A 19,469-nucleotide genomic window follows, 5' to 3' on the forward strand; every position below is an offset into this window, starting at 1 on the left:
AAACAACCTAAAATGCTGTGCATAACACTTTATTTTTAGGTGAAAGTATTATGTTGCAATGGATTTATGCCATTTATGATGTGCGAAGTTTGAGTTATAACCTCATATCAAATCTTTGAATGCCAGTATTTTAGGCATTCTTTTTTTGTAACAGTAAGCTCCTACTTTAGATCCTAGCTCCTGCCAGTCATCCTGAGCGTAAGAGAAGGATCTTGATCCAAAAGGAATACCCCAATACTAGCGACTAAAGTGCTGAAGGCTCTTTCCTTCCACAACTTGGTTTTGTTTCCAAAATGTAATCATTGTGTTACAGAAATTTTACAAGTATAATAAATTTCACAAAGACTAAGGAGGTTGACGAAATGAAAAAATTATCTACTTTCGTTCTAACACTAATGTTGCTATTTACGTTTATGCCAGCTGCTAATGCAGCAAATAATGATACCTATACTGTAAAAGTTGGGGATACTATGTGGAAAATTGCACTTAGATATAAGGTAGGGGTACCTGAGATTATCAATGCCAATTCTCAGATTAAAAATCCAAATATGATTTACCCAGGACAAAAAGTAAATATTCCTCTTGAAGGACAAGCCAGCTCTATTGAAATGCAAGTTGCAGAATTGACAAATCAAGAGAGGGCAAAACAGGGTCTTAAACCTCTTACTTTTAACTGGGAATTGGGCAGAGTGGCTAGAGATAAATCGGAAGACATGATTGCAAAAAATTATTTTAGCCACACATCCCCTACATATGGCTCTCCATTTGATATGATGAAAGCTTACGGCATTAGCTATCGAACTGCAGGTGAAAATATCGCCAGTGGACAAAGAACTGCTCAAGCTGTAGTTACTGCATGGATGAATTCTGAAGGACATCGTAAAAATATTTTAAATCCTAATTTCACTGAAATAGGCGTAGGTTATGCAACGAAATCAAACGGAACTCCTTACTGGACACAAATGTTCATTGGAAGATAAAAAAGCTATCAGCGATGGGACACCAGCATTTAGCATATTACATTCCTTTCGGGTCATTTGACTATCAGAGGTAGCACTTGAATAAATAATATAAGTTACAAAGTATAATGCAAAAAAACAGGCTTATGCCTGTTTTTTTGCATTATTGCTCTTCATTAGAGCTTTTACTGCTCTTGTACGTATTTTGTATATCCATGATATTAATATAGGAATAAAAACAAATAAAACAATGAAAACATATGTTGCAATATTATTTGAAAAATTTCCCAATTCATAAGAGTTTTCTGCTAGCCCTATAGCAGAATAATAACATAAAACTGTAAAAACATAAGTATAAATACTAGCATCTTTTATATTAAAAATATATTTAATCAATTTTAAACAAATTAAAATCAAAAAGGAAATTAGAGCCACATCTGAAAAAATCCAAAGAAAAGCTAAAATTGCATCAAAGCCCTGCAACGAATTGAGCAATTGAATTTGTTCTACTACTAATAAATAGGGAAAGCTAGAACGAGATAGGATGGTGCTGCCTGCTATTCCATATAATGTAGCTAAAATGATAGTAGTAGTCACTGCTATATAGGCAATAGCCGTCAAACCTCGCTTTTTAAAATACCTCAGCCCTATAATATCATCACTATAAATAAAGATAGGCGTAATATAGGACCAACAGGACAGTGCGATAGCGCTACCCTTTATCATTGGGATTACATCTAAGTAAGTGATAGGAAGTAAATTTTCAACATTCACCATAGGAAGCATGAGCGTAGTTAACAAGGCGGATCCTACGATTGTTATCCCAGCCAAAACAATATACACTCTAGATGCAATTATTAAACCTGGTTTTACAAGAAATAAAGCTATAACAAATAGTAGAATAACTATAAACAGCTCTTCTACTACATTAGGGTATAATACTGCTGATATTCTATGGGAATAAGATCTTAAATTTAAACCTATGCTAATAGTAAGCCAAGTTAAATATACAAAGGCTATGATTTTAGCCAAAATTTTTCCTATAATCTTTTCATAAATTTCTAATAGCGATAAACCAGGATGTTGAACGAGCAAAGTATTTAATTTTAATATGAAATATATATATATAACACCCGCTACTATAGGGCTAAGCCAACCAGCTTGTTTTGCCGCATTTGATGTAAAAGATCCAAATGTTCTTACAGTTGGCGAAAATACGATTACTATAAAACCGATTAAAGCAGTGTTTACGCCAATTTTTCCTTTTTTAATTTCCATCTATTATTCCCCTCTTTTCATATGACAGGCTTATTCTAGATTATGCTCATATTACATATTCTGTATGATTCATCTTATGGCTTGGATATATTAGATATAAACTCCATTAGAGATATTTGTTTTGTACTTTGATCATATAAACCTAATCCTAAAACGATTAAATGCAAAATGATATAAATCACAAATTCTCTTTTATGCTCCTTTATAGAGAAATCTTTTAAATCCACAAAAGCAATGATGATAAGCACTAAAATTAATTTCCACATTTACTTTTCCTCTTTCATAATAGAGTCATTAAGTATAGCCCCTCTATTAATATTAGGCTCTACAATTATATTGATTTCTGTGTTTGGATAAAGTTCTTCCCATTGATCTTTGTACTTCTTTCTCCATTTTATAGGGTGTTTGAGATTGAATTTATTTCCTATACCCAAAATATCAATCTCATATTTTTGAGTAGTTTCTATAACTTCTTTCACTTCTTTTTCTACTACTTTTTTTAATTGATTATTGAGCTTATCAATTCTCTCGTCATCAACCTTTATACCTTGTTGATCTATTTCTGTAATACTTGTCTGTACTTTTATTACAATATCCGTTTTAAGATGATCGCCTTCAATCTTAGGTTCTATTTTGGAACTACCACCAATAATCTCCAAATTGTACTTTGTGCCTTGATTTTCAAGAACAATTACTCCTGAACGAATTTCATTCGTAATCCAGTTTAACCCCCTTGCTTGTTCATGAGAGATATGCTGTACTACTTTACCATCTTTTATCAATGCATATCCAGGTATATGCATAACGACATCACCCTTAGAGGGGCCTTCTGTTTGGATTTTATCGTATTGTCCTTTTTCTACTTTTTCACTGCCCTGCTCCATTTCAAGGTTTATATTTTCTTCTTCTAATATAATATAAGGCAAGTAACCGTCTCCACTTTCTATAGACATATTATAATATTCTAGTAAATTAATGGAGCGATAGTACGAATTTAGTCCTGCATTGTTCATGATATTGTCTAGGCTTTCTGATATGTTAATATTTTGTTCATATAGGCGATTAATGACCTCTTTACTAGAGTAACCTTTTACAATAATTGGTACAACCGTAACCCTGGGCTCATTGTCCCTAATAAAAAAATCTAAATATTTATTAATATCATCTCTTGCTGCCTCTTCTCCAATTAAGAGATATTTAGTATGCCCCCAAAAAATGTCATTTTCAGCATACATACCAATCATTCTATTCGCTTCAAATACTGTCTCTCCTGAAGCACTCATTATATTATTAGGCTTTTCTGCCTGCTCTTCTGTAGTAGGTGATACCGTAGTAATTTGATAAGGTTTTTCTAGACTATGATTTTTATCCAGCCCTCCTAGAATAATAGGGTATAAATTTTCAATTTCCGTTCTCCCTATGATGGATTCATCAAATTCGGTAGAGAGAAACAGAATTGTCAGTATTATAAGTGATATTAAAATTGCACTTTGGTTCTTCATTTTTCTCTCCTAATTACTTTATTCTTTGAACATAGTCTGGACTTTCTTTTTTATCTAAACGTGGCCTAATAAAGGTGTCTTTAAAGCCTTTAAATCTATTCGTATCTAAAAACGGAGACATGTATGGGACACCTAATACTTCAATAGAACATAAAGTAGCAATCATAAGGACTAATCCTATGGCAAGACCAAATATTCCAATAAAAGTAGAAAACATTAATAGCACTAATTCCCACATCCATAATGCATTGGCAAAATCTCGATTAGGAATGGCATAGTTTGAAATGGCAGTTATTGCCACAACTACTACTGCTGCAGGACTAACAAACTTTGCCCCTATAGCTGCATCTCCTACTACAAGCGCTCCTACCAAAGAAATCATACTTCCTATACTGCTGTATATACGAGTACCTGCCTCGATTAAGACTTGAAAGGCTAAAACTAGAATCAACACTTCAAAAAATATAGGAAAAGGAACACCTTCACGTGAGGTAATAATGGATACGGTTAATCTTGAAGGCAATAACTGTTGGTGAAATGTAGTGACAGCTATAAAGAATCCAGGTAGTACCAATGAAATGCTAGCAAGAAAATATCTGATTTTTCTAATAGATGATGTAAAAAATTGATTGATCGTATAATCATCTGTAGTTTGAAACATATCTATTAAAGCTATAGGCATAATCATAGAAAAAGGTATACCGTCAATAAGCAAACCAATTTTTCCATCTGCTATTGAAATGCAAAACTTATCAGGTTTTTCTGTGTAGTCTACCTGTGGAAAAGTAGTATGCTTTTCATCAATAATGCTTTCTTCAATGATGCCTGCAAATAACACTTCTTCTGCATCAACCTTCTTTAAACGTTCTTTTAGTTCTTTCAACATGATCTTATTGACCATATTTTCCATATATACAACAGACACCATAGTATTGCTCATAGACCCAATAGTCATATCTTCTATTCGCAAATTAGAAGACTTGATTTTTCTACGAATTGTTGCCGTGTTTACTCGTATGGTCTCTACAAAAGTGTCTTTAGAGCCTCGTATCGAAGTCTCTTCTGTAGGTGTGGTAATAGACCTCATTTGGAAGCCCTTCGTGTCAAATCCGATGGCCTTGTTTAACCCATCAAAAATCAACACAGTATTTGCACTCAGTACTGCATCAACAAGGGTACCCATTTCTGTAAAGGACTTTTGATCTGTAAAGTATATTAATCCTTGTTCAATGTATTCAAACAAAGTATTTTCATCTTCTACAGTAGCTAATCTCACGTCATTTACCAATGGTTTTAAAATATAATCGCTAATATACTGGTGATTGATCAAACCATCAATACAAGCCATATGAACTTTGACATTGTGTTTGCTGTTAACTGTAATCTCTCTTGTAACATAATCTGCACTATCTCCTAGCACTTTCTTTACGTTTTCACTATTTAATTCTAAATTCTCCACCCATTTGTCTATAAATGAGTTCTTTATAGGTGGTTCTTGTATTTTTTTCTTCATATTAAGCTCCTATTATTCCCATGACATTATCTAGTATTGTGTTCGTAGGAGGGGCGAATTATTCATGCGGATGAAAAAAATTGTCGGTTGTACGGGAAAAACTTGAGAGCGAAAGGCGGAAAGCAGAAAGCTGAAAAATACACTCGCCTATAGGCGGGATAATGTAAGATCCTTCGCTTCGCTCGAGGATGACTCCTGCAGGAGTTCGGGACAAATGTACCTACGCACACAAAAAGACGCGCAAAGCTGTTCTCCTGGTCATTTTTTATCAAGTCTTTTGTATTATTCATTATTCATTGTTCCATGTTCATCGTTCACTGCGACGTAAGTCGCATATTTGACCACCTGACCACCTTTTTCAACACGTAAAAAAGTGAAGCAACAAAAATCGCTCCACTTTTCTTCATTTAAATAGTATTCAATTATACTTGCTCAAACGCTTGTTCTAAATCGTATATTAAATCTTCTGGATCTTCAATTCCTATGGACAATCGAATCATGTCTGGTGATACTCCTGCAGATATGAGCTCTTCTTCCGAAAGTTGTGAATGGGTAGTGCTTGCCGGGTGAATCACTAGGGATTTTGCATCTGCTACATTGGCAAGAAGTGAGAAAATCTCTAGGCTATTGATGAATTTTTTACCTGCTTCAATGCCACCTTTGATTCCAAAGGTAAAGATCGACCCACTGCCCTTTGGCAAGTATTTCTTAGCAAGCTCATGGTATTTATTATCCTCTAAGTCTGGATAATTTACCCAGGATACCTTAGGATGATTTATTAAAAATGCTACGATTTTCTTTGTATTTGAAAGATGTTTTTCTACTCGAAGAGAAAGGGTCTCTAAACCTTGTATTAACATAAAAGAGTTAAATGGGCTTAGAACTGCACCAGTATCTCTTAAAAGTTGAACTCTAATTCTCATAATATAAGCCATGGCACCTAAATCTTGAGCATATCTCAGTCCATGATAGCTTTCATCAGGTTCTGTCAGCATGGGAAATTTGTCACTAGCAGCCCAGTCGAATTTGCCACTGTCTACAATGATTCCTCCCATTGTAGAACCATGTCCACCTATGAATTTTGTTGCAGAGTGGACTACGATGTCTGCACCATGTTCTATTGGTCTAATTAAATAAGGCGTCCCAAAGGTATTGTCTACGATTAAAGGAATGTTATTTTCATGGGCAATCTTTGCTACCTTCTCTATATCAATTAAATTAATGCCAGGATTTCCTATGGTTTCAATATAAAGTGCTTTTGTATTTTCATTGATTGCATTTCTAAAGTTTTCTGGGTCATCAGGGCTTACAAATGTAGTCTTTATACCTAGTCTAGGTAGTGTAGCATTAAATAGATTAAAAGTACCACCATATAAGGTGCTAGCTGCTACGATTTCATCACCTGTGCCTGCAATATTTAAGATGGCATAAGTGATGGCAGCAGAACCTGATCCCACAGCTAAGGCTCCAACACCACCTTCAAGAGCTGCCATTCTCTTTTCTAAAACATCTGTAGTTGGATTCATAAGCCTTGTATAAATATTTCCGGATTCCTTTAATGCAAATAAATTTGCTGCATGATCTGCATCGTGAAACACGTATGAAGTCGTTTGATAAATTGGAACTGCTCTAGAGCCTGTAGTAGGGTCTGGAACTTGTCCAGCATGAACTTGTAGTGTATCAAATTTTAATTCTCTCTTTGACATGAATGACACTCCTTTATAAATAATACGGATATTTTTGCTGAAAGCGGAAAGCTGACAGCTGAAACTTAGGTCGCCTGGGGGGAACCCACTTTAAAAGTTCCGCTGTCCGCATTCTGCTTACCTTCCAAGACTCTCTAAATCATATGGTGTTTCTTGATATACATAGTAATTTAACCAATTCGAAAACAATAAATTGGCGTGGGATCTCCATCTTACAATGGGTTCCTTTTGAGGATTATCCTCTGGATAGTAATTTTGTGGTACATTAATATTTAAACCCTTCTCTATATCTCGATCATATTCAGCCTTTAGTGTTAAGGGATCGTATTCCGAATGTCCCATGACAAAGACAAATTTATGGTCTTTGGATTTAATGATGTAAAGCCCTGCTTGATCAGATATCGACACAATATCTAAATCCCCTACTTCTTCTACCTCTTCTTCCTTTACATAAGTAAATCTAGAATGTGGAGCGTAAAACTCATCGTCAAAACCTCTAAGAAGCATGGTGTTTTTCTTAGTGACCCTGTGTTTATACACGCCAAATACTTTCTCTTCTACAGGGTATTTTTTTATTCCATAATGATAGTATAATCCTGCCTGAGCTCCCCAACATATATGCATGGTAGAATAAACATTTGTCTTACTCCACTCCATGATTTCCGTCAGTTCATCCCAATAATCGACCTCTTCAAAGCTCATTGTTTCAACAGGTGCTCCCGTAATCACTAGTCCATCAAATTTTTGATTTCTAATTTCATCAAAGGTCTGATAGAAGTTAATCAAGTGGTCTTCTGGAGTATTTTTCGCCTTATGGCTTTTGGGATGTATGAGCACAGCTTCCACTTGTATAGGTGTGTTACTTAAAAGCCTCATTAATTGTGCCTCTGTAACAATTTTTGTCGGCATTAAATTGAGTATGACAATTTTTAAAGGTCGGATATCTTGAGATATGGCTCTCGTCTCATGCATGACAAAGATGCTCTCTTTAGCTAATATGCCCTCAGCTGGCAAACCATCTGGTATTTTAATAGGCACTGTGTCCACATCCTCTCGTAAAATGTTTGGTGATTGTAGATAATTGTTTGTATTATAGCATTTTAAATAGAATTTTTAAATAGTTTTAATATATTGATTAATTAAAGGAAAAAATGAGAATATATAGATATGTACAAAAATAATAATTGGAGGTCACTCATGGCAAAAGTACAATTATATACATGGAGTTATTGTCCTTACTGTAAAAGGGCAAAAGAGATATTAGATGATAAAAATATTCCTTATTCTGAAACCATAATAGATGGCGATGGCCAAAAGAAACGAGAACTATACCAAAAAACTGGGCAGAACACTGTCCCCTATATCTTTATTGATGAAAATTTTATTGGAGGTTGTTCACATCTTGAAGAGTTAAATAAATCAGAAAAACTAAATAAATTATAGCTTGACAAATCCCCATAATTACATTAACATATAAATTGTAATCATTACAAATATGAATTAATTACATGTTTGTAGGGGGTGAAAGGTATCAATTCTATGGACTTAAAAAATTACTTAGGTTCTAAAAATATAAAACCTTCATATCCTCGTATCAGAATCTACGAGTATCTTTCTAAACATCACACTCATCCTACTGTAGATGAAATTTACCTATCTCTTTTACAGGAAATGCCTACTCTATCAAAGACTACGATCTATAATACTTTGAAGATTTTTATAGAAAAGGGCCTGGTAAAATTAGTCACTATCGAAGATAATGAAACGAGATATGATGTAGATACAAACAATCATGGTCATTTTAAATGTGAAAATTGTAGAAAGATTTATGATTTTCCTGTAAACTTAGAATACGATCTTAGAGATGAGTTAAATGGTTTTCAAATCAAAGAAAGAAGTATTTATTTTAAAGGTATTTGTGGAGCTTGTAATAATGAACTTGATAAAGTAAAAGAATAGAATCACTTTATCAAGTTACTTATAAAAAACAATTCAGGAGGTTTTTTAATGAAAGAGTATAATTTAAAGGGAACAAAAACAGAACAAAATTTAAGAGATGCCTTCTCTGGTGAAGCGCAAGCCTATACTAAATACAGCTATTTTGCTAGTGCTGCAAAAAAAGAAGGCTATGAACAAATCATGGGCATTTTTGAAGAGACCGCTAAAAATGAAAAAGAGCACGCAAAATTATGGTTTAAATATTTAAAAGGTATTGGTACAACTGCAGAAAACTTAGTTAGCGCAGCAGAAGGTGAACACTACGAGTGGACTGATATGTACGAAAGAATGGCAAAAGAAGCTAGAGAAGAAGGCTTTGATGAAATCGCTGATAAAATGGAAGGCGTTTTAAAAATCGAAAAAGAACATGAAGAAAGATACAAAGCTCTCTTGGATAGAGTAGAATCGGCAACCGTATTTATTGGCGACGAAGAATATACAGTATGGAAGTGTAGAAATTGCGGACACATCCATATTGGAAAAGAAGCACCAGAAATTTGCCCTGTATGTGATCACGCAAGAGCACATTTTGAAAGAAGATTAATCAACTACTAAAAAACAGGCTTACGCCTGTTTTTTTGGTTAGTCGGTTGGTTCGTTGGACGGTTGGGAGGGAAAACGCCTAAGCTGAAAGCTCAAGGCTGAATGCGGAAAGCTATAAGTTCGAATGTTAGAAAACCCAGATGGTTAGTTGGTTTGTTCGTTAGGAAAGGCAATACTCGCCTTCAGCGAGCTATGCTTTTGCTTACCACCTTACCACCTTACCACCTTACCACCTTAATTTTTCTATTGACTGATATTCTCTTAACGTGCTATATTATAAGTAGCGAATCATGAAGATTCTACTAAATTACAAAGAAGAAACAGACTCATGAAGGGACTGGCTAGTTGCTGTGCCCAAAAATGAGTTTTTTTATTTTATGGCAACTTTTGCCACTGTGGAAGGGAGAACAATTAGCATGAAAATTGCTGTTATAGACGGACAAGGTGGCGGTATTGGACGAGTAATCATCGACAAAATGCGCAACACCCTACCCCGGGACATTCATATCATCGCATTAGGAACCAATTCTCTGGCTACTGCTGCTATGTTAAAAGCAGGGGCAAACGAAGGAGCGACTGGAGAAAATCCTATTGTAGTTAATGTTTGTGAAGTTGATATAGTGGTTGGCAGTATCGCTATTTTAGCAGCTGACGGATTAACGGGAGAAGTAACAGATAAAATGGCTAATGCCATCGCTCGAAGCAAAGCAGCTAAAGTATTCATTCCGTTAAATAAATATAATATCCATGTAGCCGGCGTAGTAAACGAGCCATTGCCACATTATATTGAAGATGCTATAAAAATCATAAAAGAAATATTAGGAGGATCTAAAAATGTGTGAAGCAAATGTGTATTTATTAGAAGACGATGGTGTAAAAACTCTACTTTTAGAATCTGTTGATCGAATTATTCCTCAAGGAGAGAATCTCTACCTTGAAAATATATTTGGTGAACGAAAGACCATTAAAGCACAAATTGCTGAAATGGCACTTGTTGATCATAAAATCATTCTCAAACCATAATAAGCGCGAAGCGCATAATTCCTATTGACATAAATTTATCCATATGTTATATTGTACTCAACTTAATAAATACTTCAGGGCAGGGTGCAATTCCCGACCGGCGGTAAAGTCCGCGAACCTATTTAGGTTGACTTGGTGAGATTCCAAGACCGACAGTAAAGTCTGGATGGAAGAAGTAGTAAACACGGCGTACACAATAGATGTCTTTTATTTGTGATTACTAGCTATTTTAAGCTCTGGAATATTTATTCCAGAGCTTTTTTGCGTGAACCAGTGAGCCAGGCGACTGCCAAGATGCAGAATGAGTGAAAACGTCCTTAACAAGCAACAATAAGGATATCTCAAAATTACATGAAAAACCCAAAAATGTATAAGCTATCTAAAGCAGTGTTACTTTTTTATCTCAAATGTAATTTTTATACATATTTTAAATTATTTTGAAGAAGGTGATTTCAATAGATACTGTGTATATGCAACGAGCACTTGAATTATCTAAGAAGGGTATAGGCTATACAAACCCGAACCCCCTAGTTGGTGCTGTAATCGTAAAAGAAGGGCGAATTATAGGAGAAGGTTATCATAAGTATCTTGGGGGACCACATGCTGAAATTGATGCTTTTCAAAATGCTATAGAGGATGTATCAGGCTCTACTATGTACGTGACTCTAGAACCTTGTTCTCATTATGGACGCACTCCCCCTTGTGCTGAGACCATTGTAAAAAACAAAATATCCAAAGTAGTCGTGGCCACAACAGATCCCAATCCTTTAGTAGCAGGAAGGGGAATTCAAGTGTTAAGAGAACATGGCATAGAAGTTATTACAGATATACTAAAAGATGAAGCCATGAAGATCAATGAAATATTTATTAAGTATATAAGCACAAAAAAGCCTTTTTGCATTATGAAGACAGCAATGACTTTAGACGGAAAAATTGCCACAGCAAGTGGCCAATCAAAATGGATTACAGGAGAAGCTTCTAGAACCGTCGTTCATCAACTTCGCCATCGGGTATCTGGTATTATGGTGGGCATTGGAACCATTTTAAAAGACGACCCCTCTCTGACCACTCGGTTAGATGCAATAGAAGGAATGGACCCTATACGAGTTATCGTTGACAGCAAGGCTCGCATACCGTTAAATGCAAAGGTTCTTAATCTTAAGTCTAATGCTAAGACCATCATTGTTACTACAGAGCTTGCAGATTCTAAAAAACTAAAGGCATTAAAAGAGAAAAACGCCAAAATTATCATTACTCCCCTAAAGAACGATAGAGTGGATCTGCCTTATTTAATGAAGCAACTAGGAGAAATGGGTATGGACAGCATCTTATTAGAAGGTGGGTCTGAATTGAATTTTAGCGCTATAGAGTCCTCTATCGTAGATAAGGTAATTGCTTTTGTAGCACCTAAAATTGTGGGCGGCAAACTTTCAAAAACACCTGTAGGTGGCCTAGGGATAGAGCATTTATCTGAAGCTTATGTTTTAGATGATTTAAAGGTATCCATAGTAAGCGAAGACATTATGATAGAAGGATATCCTAGGAGGTAATATACATGTTTACAGGATTAGTAGAAGAAATTGGCATCGTTAAAAACATACAAAAAACAAGTCAATCAGCCAGGATTACTATAGAGGCTAGTATTGTTTTAGAAGACGTAAAACTAGGCGATAGCATTTGTACAAATGGAGTGTGCTTGACCGTAACAAATCTTCAGAACAATCGTTTTTCCGTAGATGTAATGCCAGAAACCGTTCGCGCTAGCAGCCTGAAATCTCTACGCTCTGGCAGTAGCGTAAATTTAGAAAGGGCTTTAAAGGCTAGCGACCGTCTTGGAGGTCATATTGTCTCTGGTCATATTGATGGCGTAGGCATTATTCAACATTTTAAAGAAGAAGAAAACGCTACGTGGATTACCATTGCAACGCAGCAAAGCATTCTTAAATACATCGTAGAAAGAGGGTCTATCGCTATTGATGGTACAAGTTTAACCGTTGCATATGTAGACGATAGAGTATTTAAAGTGTCCATCATCCCCCATACAAAAGAAAAGACTATCCTTCTAAGGAAAAGAATAGGTGATGAAGTAAATCTTGAATGTGATGTAATAGGAAAATACGTGGAAAAGCTTACAAGATACAGCAACGATAGCACTATAAATATGGATTTCCTAGCAAGCAATGGATTTATTTGATGCCGGCAATTAGCGACCAGCCACCAGCATTCAGCTATCAGCACTTTAGGGCTAAGCTTCGCGGGTCCAAAAATCCTTCACTGGCGCTCAGGATGACAATGCAGGAGTTTGGGTCATTGCTCTGGCTCGGAGACGAGTTTCCGCTTTCAGCTTTCCGCCATGTACTTCAATAAGCAAGAAAAGACTAGATAATAAAAACAAAGAAGAAAAAAGGAGTTGTATAGATTGTACAAATTTAACACTATTGAAGAATCATTAGAAGATATCAAAGAGGGTAAAGTCATCGTAATCGTCGACGACGAAGGTCGAGAAAATGAAGGGGATTTATATGTCGCTGCTGAGAAAGCAACTCCAGAAAGCATTAACTTCATGGCAAAATACGGCAGAGGCCTTATTTGCACTCCTATGAAAAAACAAAGATTAGAAGAATTGAAAATTCCTCAAATGTCACATATCAATACAGACCCAAAATGTACTGCCTTTACTGTTTCAGTAGACGCTAAAGAGGTCGCTACAGGAATTTCTGCTTATGAAAGATCGAAAACCATTATAAAGCTAACACAATCAGATGCTAGCAATCAAAGCTTCACTAGCCCAGGACATGTATTTCCTTTAGCAGCGGTAGATGGAGGAGTTCTAAAGAGAGATGGTCATACAGAGGCAGCTGTAGATTTAGCTGAATTAGCTGGACTTTATCCTGCTGGTGTAATCTGCGAAATCATGAACGATGATGGAACTATGGCAAGAGTTCCTGAATTAATGGAGTACGTAAAGATTCACAACTTAAAGATTATTACGATTGCAGACTTAATAGAGTATAAAAAAAAACAAGAAAAGATCGTTGAAAACTGTGCTAGAGCTCAGATGCCTACAAAATACGGGGAATTTGAAATCGTCGCTTTTAGAGAAAAACACTCAAATTTAGAACATGTAGCTTTAATCAAAGGAGATATTTCTAATAGCAAACCTGTACTTGTACGAGTTCATTCTCAATGCTTAACAGGGGATGTTTTTCATTCATTAAAATGTGATTGTGGTCAGCAATTAGAGCAAGCTATTAAAAATATAGAAAAAGAAGGTCGTGGAGTACTCTTATATTTGAATCAAGAAGGTAGAGGGATCGGACTTGTAAATAAAATTAAAGCTTATACTCTGCAAGATCAAGGTATGGACACCATTGAAGCAAATCTTGCACTAGGATTTCCTGAAGATTTGAGAGACTATCAGGTTGGCGCTCAAATTCTACAAGACTTAGGCATTAAGAAAATAAAGCTTATGACTAATAATCCACAAAAGATTTACGACCTCTCTTTGTACGGTATGGACATCGTAGAAAGAGTGCCGATACAAATAGAAGCAAATATCAAGAACGAAGCTTATCTCATGACAAAACAAGAAAAAATGGGCCATATTACCCATTATTAAAATAGGAGGAATGAAAAATGAAAGTATATGAAGGAAAATTGATTTCAAAAGGAAAAAAGTATGGTATTATCGTGGGTCGATTTAATGAATTTATCGGAAGCAAATTGCTCTCAGGAGCTATAGACGGATTAAAAAGGCATGGTGTACAAGAGGATGAAATTGAGATTGCATGGGTGCCTGGCGCCTTTGAAATCCCTTTAGTAGCTAAAAAAATGGCTGCAACAAAAAAATACGATGCAGTGATTTGTTTAGGTGCGGTCATTAGGGGGTCCACTTCTCACTACGATTTAGTTGCAGGTGAGGCTACAAAGGGAATTGCTCATACGTCTCTAGAAATAGGCTTACCCATTATTTTTGGCATCCTAACAACAGAAAATATTGAGCAAGCCATAGAAAGAGCAGGTACAAAGTCAGGAAACAAAGGCTATGATGCCGCTACTACGGCAATTGAAATGGTCAACTTATGTGAGCAATGGCCGAACAATGGGTGACGGTAGTTAAACGATAGTTGAACAATTCTTCATTGCATCTGTTTAATTATTTAAAAAGTTCCGCTTTCCACATTCAGCTTTCCGCTATTATGTTTTTTCTTCTCAACTGGTATATTTCCATGTTGTTATAGAGATAATAGGAGTAATAATGGGGTGCGAGAAGATGATTTTAAGAAAAAGAATATTATTTATTATTGCTATTCTCTTGTTTATTGAGCTGTTAGTGCTTACCTATGTTTTTCTCCTCTCCCCTACTAATCATGCAGTAGGGGATTCTTTCTTTGAAGTAAAATCTGGAACAAATATGGATAAAATTGCGCGCAATCTAAAAGAGCAAGATTATATTCGAAGTGTGTTGGCCTTTAAACTCCACCTTCGATTAAATCATATAGATAATTTTAAAGCAGGCAATTACAATCTAAAAACTACTATGAATGCTAAAAACATTGCACACAAATTGTCAATTGGAGATTCTGATCAAAGAGATATTAAAGTAACTTTTCCAGAGGGCAAAACATTAGTAGAAATGGCAGAGATCTTATCTCATCATACAGACTTTACGAAGGAACAGATTATTCAAGCATGGAACGAACCTGACTTTATAGACCAAATTATTAATGAATTTGATTTTATAACGGAAGAGATTAAAAATCCTGGTATATCCTATCCACTAAATGGATACTTATTTCCGGATACTTATTATATAAAAGATAAGAATACTCCTCCTCAAGATATTGCATTAAAACTAATTCAAAGAATGGAGCAAATGATTTTACCTTATTCAGATCATATAGATGCTCAAAACTCTTCTGTACATGAAATACTCACTTTGGCTTCTATTGTTGAATATGAGGCTAAGTGGGACGAAGATCGCCCACTTATTGCAGGTGTCTTTCATAATCGACTAAAAAACAATATGAGATTAGAAAGCTGCGCTACACTTGAAATGGCTTTAGGTGTGCACAAGGAAGTATACACTCATAATGATATTCGCGTAGACTCTCCCTATAATACTTATCAGATTACAGGGATTCCTATAGGCCCGGGTAACAATCCTGGACATAAGTCTATTGAAGCTTGCCTTTTTCCCAAAGAACACAGTTACTTCTATTTTTTATCCGATATATATGGTGACGGTAAGACGTATTATTCTAAAACTTTAACAGAGCACAATGCTTTAAAGGCTAAGTATTTATCTTCAAGCTAGCATAAAAGCTCTTTATATATATTTCTACTTTTGATAGAATAATTAAAAAGATTATTTGTAACTATAGTTACCTACTATTTATAAGAATTCATTTAGAATATAGTTATAGAAATCAAAAAAATTATTCGGAGGAGTATATATGATTAGAGATATTATTATTATAGATGAAGAAAAATGCAATGGCTGTGGACTATGTGTAAACGCCTGTCACGAAGGTGCACTGAAAATGGTTGACGGAAAAGCTAAGTTGATCTCTGAATCTTACTGTGATGGATTTGGCGATTGTCTTCCTGCTTGCCCAACAGATGCAATTACCATTGAAAAAAAAGAAGTAGCTGCCTACGACGAAGAAGCGGTAAAAATAAATATGGCTAAAAGAGCCGCAGAAAAATCCAGCGTGCCAACAGGTTGTCCTGGAAGCATGGCTAGCAAAATTGAGCGTAAGGAAGTACCTACTACACAAAGCCAAGAGACACCACAAATTCAATCACAGCTTGGTCAGTGGCCATGCCAAATCAAATTAGTGAGACCTGATGCGCCTTATTTTAAAGATGCTCATCTGCTCATTGCAGCTGATTGTACCGCTTTTGCTTATGCTAATATTCATAATGACTTTATGAAAGACAAGATCACCATTATTGGATGTCCAAAATTAGATAGTGGCGATTATAGCGAAAAACTTACAGAAATTTTAGCCCATAATGATATCAAAAGCGTAAAAGTACTAAAAATGCAAGTTCCTTGTTGTACTGGTATTGCTAATGCTACAATAAAAGCTTTACAAGATTGTGGAAAGATGATTCCATGGAGTGTTACAACCGTATCCACAGGTGGAGAAATCATCGAAAATTAAATGACAGTACCCTTTCAAAGATTCCTTACATTAAGGAATCTTTTTTATTATCGTTGAATCTTCTATTTCTAGTTTAGTAACTGTTTAAAACTTGTGGATAAGTTTAAGTTATTGGTGGATATTGTCGCAATTTGTGTTAATAATATATTCTTATTCATAAATTACCTGTATCAGCTACCTTTCATTGAATTTTCAATTTATTTTATTTCAACCTGTTAATAACTTGTGCACATAGTGGAGAATTTAGGGGATAATAGTTGGTTCTTTGTTTATATCATGTAAATAAGTCGATATTTATTTGTAGACAAGCTGTTTACAAAATGTTAAAATTAGACAGTACCACTATAGAAATAATTGAAGGTGATTTAATATGGCATGTAATAATAAAAGAGTATTAATTCCTACAGTTTTAGATGGTCAACTGATAAATCATTTTTTTATACTATATTTCAACTTTTTTATTGCTTCTTTAGCTTTATCTACTTTCATCTGGCCTAATTCCTCCGCAACTTTACATATTGGATTTGAGATTATTTATGCTATGATCACTATCTGCATTTTTAGTGTTATTTGGGTCGCTATAGATTTTGAAGACCTTTCACCCATGTACCGTGTCATAGGATTTGGCTTATTAACTGTAACTGTACTGAGTCTATTTCATATTGCTGAGTTTATAAACGTATACAAGGACAGGACCCTCTCTCTCTTTGAAATGCATACTCCCTATTGGCTCACTGCTCGGATTGTCGAGGCTATTATCATTGTTCATTCTGCAATGGTACATGGAACAAATAAAAAACATACTAAGATTTTTCTCCTAATAAAAACGGTTTCAATTATTATGGCCATTATATTATTCATTCACTTTGCCCGCAGTTACCTACGTCCATATGCCAAATGGGTTTATCAAGGTGAAATAAGTTTGATACTTTTTTCTACCATGCTTGTGTACATAATAATTTTGGGACAAATAATAAGAGGTTCTAAGTACGATTTTACAAAAGACAGACATGTGATTAGAGCTATATTTTGTTTCATCGGTGCCGCAATTTGTCCTTTACTCTTGAACATAAATGTGCAGTTAAAATTTTTAATTATTTTAGGTTATCTCTTTAAATTAGGTGCCTACTTTGCCTTATTACAAGGTGTTTATCTACAAGCTATTATACTTCCTTATAAAGCATTAGGACGTTCTAAAGAACAGTTAAATAAAACCTTAAATAGCTTACCTTTAGGCGTAATGGAATTTAAACCAAACAAAGGTATTACTTATGCAAATCAATACCTTTTAGATTTATTAGAATGTACTCCCTCTGACTTATATCAGATGACAATAAGTGAATTCTACACCGCTTTTGAAGCAGAGCTACAATCAGAACAATATGAGGTATTTGAATTAAAAACGTTAAAAGGCCATCATATTATTACTCAATTAAAGAAATTTGAAAATGAAAACAGTACCCTCATTGCTCTTACAGATACTAGAGCAGAACAAAAACTAAATACACTGCACCTTCAGACAGAGATGATTTTTAATTCAATAGCTTCTATGATAATACTCTTTGACGAAAATCACACCATTATATATGCAAACAAAAGCAATGAGCAATGTGTGGAACTAGATGCAAATTCGATAATAGGCCTTAGTGTTTATGAATACAATAAGATGCTAGATCTTAAGCGCAACAATGAAGATTACTTAAAATATGATGGTATTAGGCATCAAAATGCCCGATACACTTTAATCACTCCTAGCGGAAAGAAAAAAACCATAATAAGTCAATATAAAGAAATCAAAGATGCATATGATAATATTGTTGGTTATGTGTCCATCGCTAGCGATATCACTGATATGATTAGAGAACAAGAAAAGATCCAGCAGCAAGAGAGGTTGGCATTAATCGGTCAAATGGGAAATGGTATTGTCCACGAAACAAAAAATTATTTAGCTTCTATTAAAGGCTACTGCGATCTTCTTACTCTTAATTCAGAAGATATGACCATAAAAAACTATGCATCAAAAATTGAGACTATAGCTAATGACATGAATGCTTTGGTATCAAAATACTTAGAATTATCACGACCTTCAGAGGCAATTTTAGATATCCTCTCCATAAATGAATTAATCGAATCTGTTCTTTACATAATAAAAAGTCCTTCATTTTTGGATAATACCCTACTAAAACTAGACCTTTGCAAAGGTGATATGGAGATTTTAGCAGATGACAATCTCATTAAACACGTTATTATTAATTTAGCTAAGAATGGAGTAGAGGCTATGACAAATGTAGAAAATGCTCTCTTAATTATATCCACTAAAGTAAAGGGTCATTTTATGGAAATTTCAGTAAAGGATAATGGTTGTGGTATTTCAAAAGAAAATATTAAAAAACTGGGTACACCTTTCTTTACCACAAAACAATGTGGTACTGGCTTAGGATTAGCTAACTGTTTTAAAATCATAAGTGAAAGTGGTGGCCAAATAAATGTAGACAGTAAATTAGGAGAAGGAACAACTTTCTATATTGAATTGCCAATATTTGAGGACGATGTATATAACGGAAAAGATCCAAAGAAGAATTTTTCTACAATAGCGTAAAGCAATTTAGCTATCAGCAATCAGTCGTCAGTCATCAGCGTATTGCATTCCTTTTGGGTCATTTCATTACTAGAGATAGTATACGGACTAGGATTTTTGTACTTAAAAGCAATTAAGTAGAATAGGCTTTACTTAATTGCTTTTTCATTTGCTTTCTTAAGTGTATTTTTCTTTATAA

At 34.8% G+C, this 19,469-nt stretch carries 19 protein-coding genes and 1 riboswitch; of the genes, 13 read left to right on the forward strand and 6 right to left on the reverse strand.

The features are described from left to right. Positions 1-362 precede the first annotated feature (362 nt). Positions 363-980, forward strand: coding sequence for a SafA/ExsA family spore coat assembly protein (gene safA / locus DES36_RS05520; RefSeq protein WP_113920230.1), 618 nt, complete (start codon positions 363-365; stop codon positions 978-980). Between the two features lie 123 nt (positions 981-1,103). Here safA and DES36_RS05525 read toward each other — a convergent pair whose 3' ends face one another. From DES36_RS05525 to metA, 6 genes are all read right to left on the reverse strand, one after another. Further along, positions 1,104-2,237, reverse strand: coding sequence for a GerAB/ArcD/ProY family transporter (locus tag DES36_RS05525; RefSeq protein WP_113920231.1), 1,134 nt, complete (start codon positions 2,235-2,237; stop codon positions 1,104-1,106). 74 nt (positions 2,238-2,311) lie between these two features. Next, positions 2,312-2,503 (reverse strand): hypothetical protein, encoded by a 192-nt coding sequence (locus tag DES36_RS05530; protein WP_113920232.1) that lies wholly within the window; start codon positions 2,501-2,503, stop codon positions 2,312-2,314. Beyond that, positions 2,504-3,739, reverse strand: a complete 1,236-nt coding sequence (locus DES36_RS05535) for a Ger(x)C family spore germination protein (RefSeq protein ID WP_113920233.1) — start codon at positions 3,737-3,739, stop codon at positions 2,504-2,506. 13 nt (positions 3,740-3,752) lie between these two features. Continuing rightward, on the reverse strand, positions 3,753-5,252 hold the full coding sequence (locus DES36_RS05540) for a spore germination protein (protein ID WP_113920234.1): 1,500 nt from the start codon (positions 5,250-5,252) through the stop codon (positions 3,753-3,755). Positions 5,253-5,674: 422 nt separating this feature from the next. Continuing rightward, entirely contained in the window at positions 5,675-6,958 is a 1,284-nt protein-coding gene (locus DES36_RS05545; RefSeq protein ID WP_113920235.1) for an O-acetylhomoserine aminocarboxypropyltransferase/cysteine synthase family protein, read from the reverse strand. 117 nt (positions 6,959-7,075) lie between these two features. Continuing rightward, entirely contained in the window at positions 7,076-7,996 is a 921-nt protein-coding gene (metA, locus tag DES36_RS05550; RefSeq protein ID WP_113920236.1) for a homoserine O-acetyltransferase MetA, read from the reverse strand. 159 nt (positions 7,997-8,155) lie between these two features. On the opposite strand from metA, the gene grxC reads away from it, so the two are divergent. The 12 genes from grxC to DES36_RS05610 all read left to right on the forward strand — a co-directional run bounded on the left by grxC (position 8,156) and on the right by DES36_RS05610 (position 19,291). Further along, a complete protein-coding gene (grxC, locus tag DES36_RS05555; protein ID WP_113920237.1) occupies positions 8,156-8,401 on the forward strand; it encodes a glutaredoxin 3 in 246 nt (81 codons plus the stop codon). Positions 8,402-8,497: 96 nt separating this feature from the next. Next, the gene (locus tag DES36_RS05560) at positions 8,498-8,917 is read left to right on the forward strand and encodes a Fur family transcriptional regulator (protein ID WP_113920238.1); all 420 of its coding nucleotides are present in this window, start codon (positions 8,498-8,500) and stop codon (positions 8,915-8,917) included. Between the two features lie 48 nt (positions 8,918-8,965). Further along, positions 8,966-9,511, forward strand: a complete 546-nt coding sequence (gene rbr, locus DES36_RS05565) for a rubrerythrin (RefSeq protein WP_113920239.1) — start codon at positions 8,966-8,968, stop codon at positions 9,509-9,511. Between the two features lie 404 nt (positions 9,512-9,915). Next, the gene (locus DES36_RS05570) at positions 9,916-10,341 is read left to right on the forward strand and encodes a DUF3842 family protein (RefSeq protein WP_113920240.1); all 426 of its coding nucleotides are present in this window, start codon (positions 9,916-9,918) and stop codon (positions 10,339-10,341) included. Further along, complete coding sequence (locus DES36_RS05575; RefSeq protein WP_113920241.1) at positions 10,334-10,522, forward strand: CooT family nickel-binding protein; 189 nt, start codon at positions 10,334-10,336, stop codon at positions 10,520-10,522. Before DES36_RS05570 ends, DES36_RS05575 begins: the two co-directional genes overlap by 8 nt. 66 nt (positions 10,523-10,588) lie before the next feature. Next, positions 10,589-10,704: riboswitch (FMN riboswitch) on the forward strand. 273 nt (positions 10,705-10,977) lie between these two features. After that, positions 10,978-12,072, forward strand: a complete 1,095-nt coding sequence (gene ribD / locus DES36_RS05580) for a bifunctional diaminohydroxyphosphoribosylaminopyrimidine deaminase/5-amino-6-(5-phosphoribosylamino)uracil reductase RibD (protein ID WP_113920382.1) — start codon at positions 10,978-10,980, stop codon at positions 12,070-12,072. 5 nt (positions 12,073-12,077) lie between these two features. Beyond that, complete coding sequence (locus DES36_RS05585) at positions 12,078-12,716, forward strand: riboflavin synthase (protein WP_113920242.1); 639 nt, start codon at positions 12,078-12,080, stop codon at positions 12,714-12,716. 225 nt (positions 12,717-12,941) lie between these two features. Beyond that, positions 12,942-14,141 (forward strand): bifunctional 3,4-dihydroxy-2-butanone-4-phosphate synthase/GTP cyclohydrolase II, encoded by a 1,200-nt coding sequence (locus DES36_RS05590; protein WP_113920243.1) that lies wholly within the window; start codon positions 12,942-12,944, stop codon positions 14,139-14,141. Positions 14,142-14,158: 17 nt separating this feature from the next. Next, the gene (ribH, locus tag DES36_RS05595) at positions 14,159-14,632 is read left to right on the forward strand and encodes a 6,7-dimethyl-8-ribityllumazine synthase (protein ID WP_113920244.1); all 474 of its coding nucleotides are present in this window, start codon (positions 14,159-14,161) and stop codon (positions 14,630-14,632) included. Between the two features lie 163 nt (positions 14,633-14,795). Next, positions 14,796-15,839 (forward strand): endolytic transglycosylase MltG, encoded by a 1,044-nt coding sequence (mltG, locus tag DES36_RS05600; RefSeq protein WP_170128192.1) that lies wholly within the window; start codon positions 14,796-14,798, stop codon positions 15,837-15,839. A gap of 139 nt (positions 15,840-15,978) precedes the next feature. Then, the gene (locus DES36_RS05605) at positions 15,979-16,692 is read left to right on the forward strand and encodes an ATP-binding protein (protein WP_113920246.1); all 714 of its coding nucleotides are present in this window, start codon (positions 15,979-15,981) and stop codon (positions 16,690-16,692) included. A gap of 370 nt (positions 16,693-17,062) precedes the next feature. After that, the gene (locus DES36_RS05610; protein ID WP_113920247.1) at positions 17,063-19,291 is read left to right on the forward strand and encodes an ATP-binding protein; all 2,229 of its coding nucleotides are present in this window, start codon (positions 17,063-17,065) and stop codon (positions 19,289-19,291) included. Positions 19,292-19,469: the final 178 nt, after the last annotated feature.

It is taken from the genome of Alkalibaculum bacchi (genome assembly GCF_003317055.1).
In the GTDB taxonomy this organism is placed as follows: domain Bacteria; phylum Bacillota; class Clostridia; order Eubacteriales; family Alkalibacteraceae; genus Alkalibaculum; species Alkalibaculum bacchi.

Excerpts from the sequence above, each read along its gene's own strand:
- DES36_RS05605 (WP_113920246.1), top strand. The coding sequence starts at position 15,979 with ATGATTAGAGATATTATTATTATAGATGAAGAAAAATGCAATGGCTGT.
- DES36_RS05525 (WP_113920231.1), bottom strand. The coding sequence starts at position 2,237 with ATGGAAATTAAAAAAGGAAAAATTGGCGTAAACACTGCTTTAATCGGT.
- DES36_RS05585 (WP_113920242.1), top strand. The coding sequence starts at position 12,078 with ATGTTTACAGGATTAGTAGAAGAAATTGGCATCGTTAAAAACATACAA.
- DES36_RS05560 (WP_113920238.1), top strand. The coding sequence starts at position 8,498 with ATGGACTTAAAAAATTACTTAGGTTCTAAAAATATAAAACCTTCATAT.
- mltG (WP_170128192.1), top strand. The coding sequence starts at position 14,796 with ATGATTTTAAGAAAAAGAATATTATTTATTATTGCTATTCTCTTGTTT.
- DES36_RS05530 (WP_113920232.1), bottom strand. The coding sequence starts at position 2,503 with ATGTGGAAATTAATTTTAGTGCTTATCATCATTGCTTTTGTGGATTTA.
- DES36_RS05575 (WP_113920241.1), top strand. The coding sequence starts at position 10,334 with ATGTGTGAAGCAAATGTGTATTTATTAGAAGACGATGGTGTAAAAACT.
- DES36_RS05545 (WP_113920235.1), bottom strand. The coding sequence starts at position 6,958 with ATGTCAAAGAGAGAATTAAAATTTGATACACTACAAGTTCATGCTGGA.
- DES36_RS05535 (WP_113920233.1), bottom strand. The coding sequence starts at position 3,739 with ATGAAGAACCAAAGTGCAATTTTAATATCACTTATAATACTGACAATT.
- rbr (WP_113920239.1), top strand. The coding sequence starts at position 8,966 with ATGAAAGAGTATAATTTAAAGGGAACAAAAACAGAACAAAATTTAAGA.
- ribH (WP_113920244.1), top strand. The coding sequence starts at position 14,159 with ATGAAAGTATATGAAGGAAAATTGATTTCAAAAGGAAAAAAGTATGGT.
- DES36_RS05570 (WP_113920240.1), top strand. The coding sequence starts at position 9,916 with ATGAAAATTGCTGTTATAGACGGACAAGGTGGCGGTATTGGACGAGTA.
- DES36_RS05610 (WP_113920247.1), top strand. The coding sequence starts at position 17,063 with ATGGCATGTAATAATAAAAGAGTATTAATTCCTACAGTTTTAGATGGT.
- DES36_RS05540 (WP_113920234.1), bottom strand. The coding sequence starts at position 5,252 with ATGAAGAAAAAAATACAAGAACCACCTATAAAGAACTCATTTATAGAC.
- safA (WP_113920230.1), top strand. The coding sequence starts at position 363 with ATGAAAAAATTATCTACTTTCGTTCTAACACTAATGTTGCTATTTACG.
- grxC (WP_113920237.1), top strand. The coding sequence starts at position 8,156 with ATGGCAAAAGTACAATTATATACATGGAGTTATTGTCCTTACTGTAAA.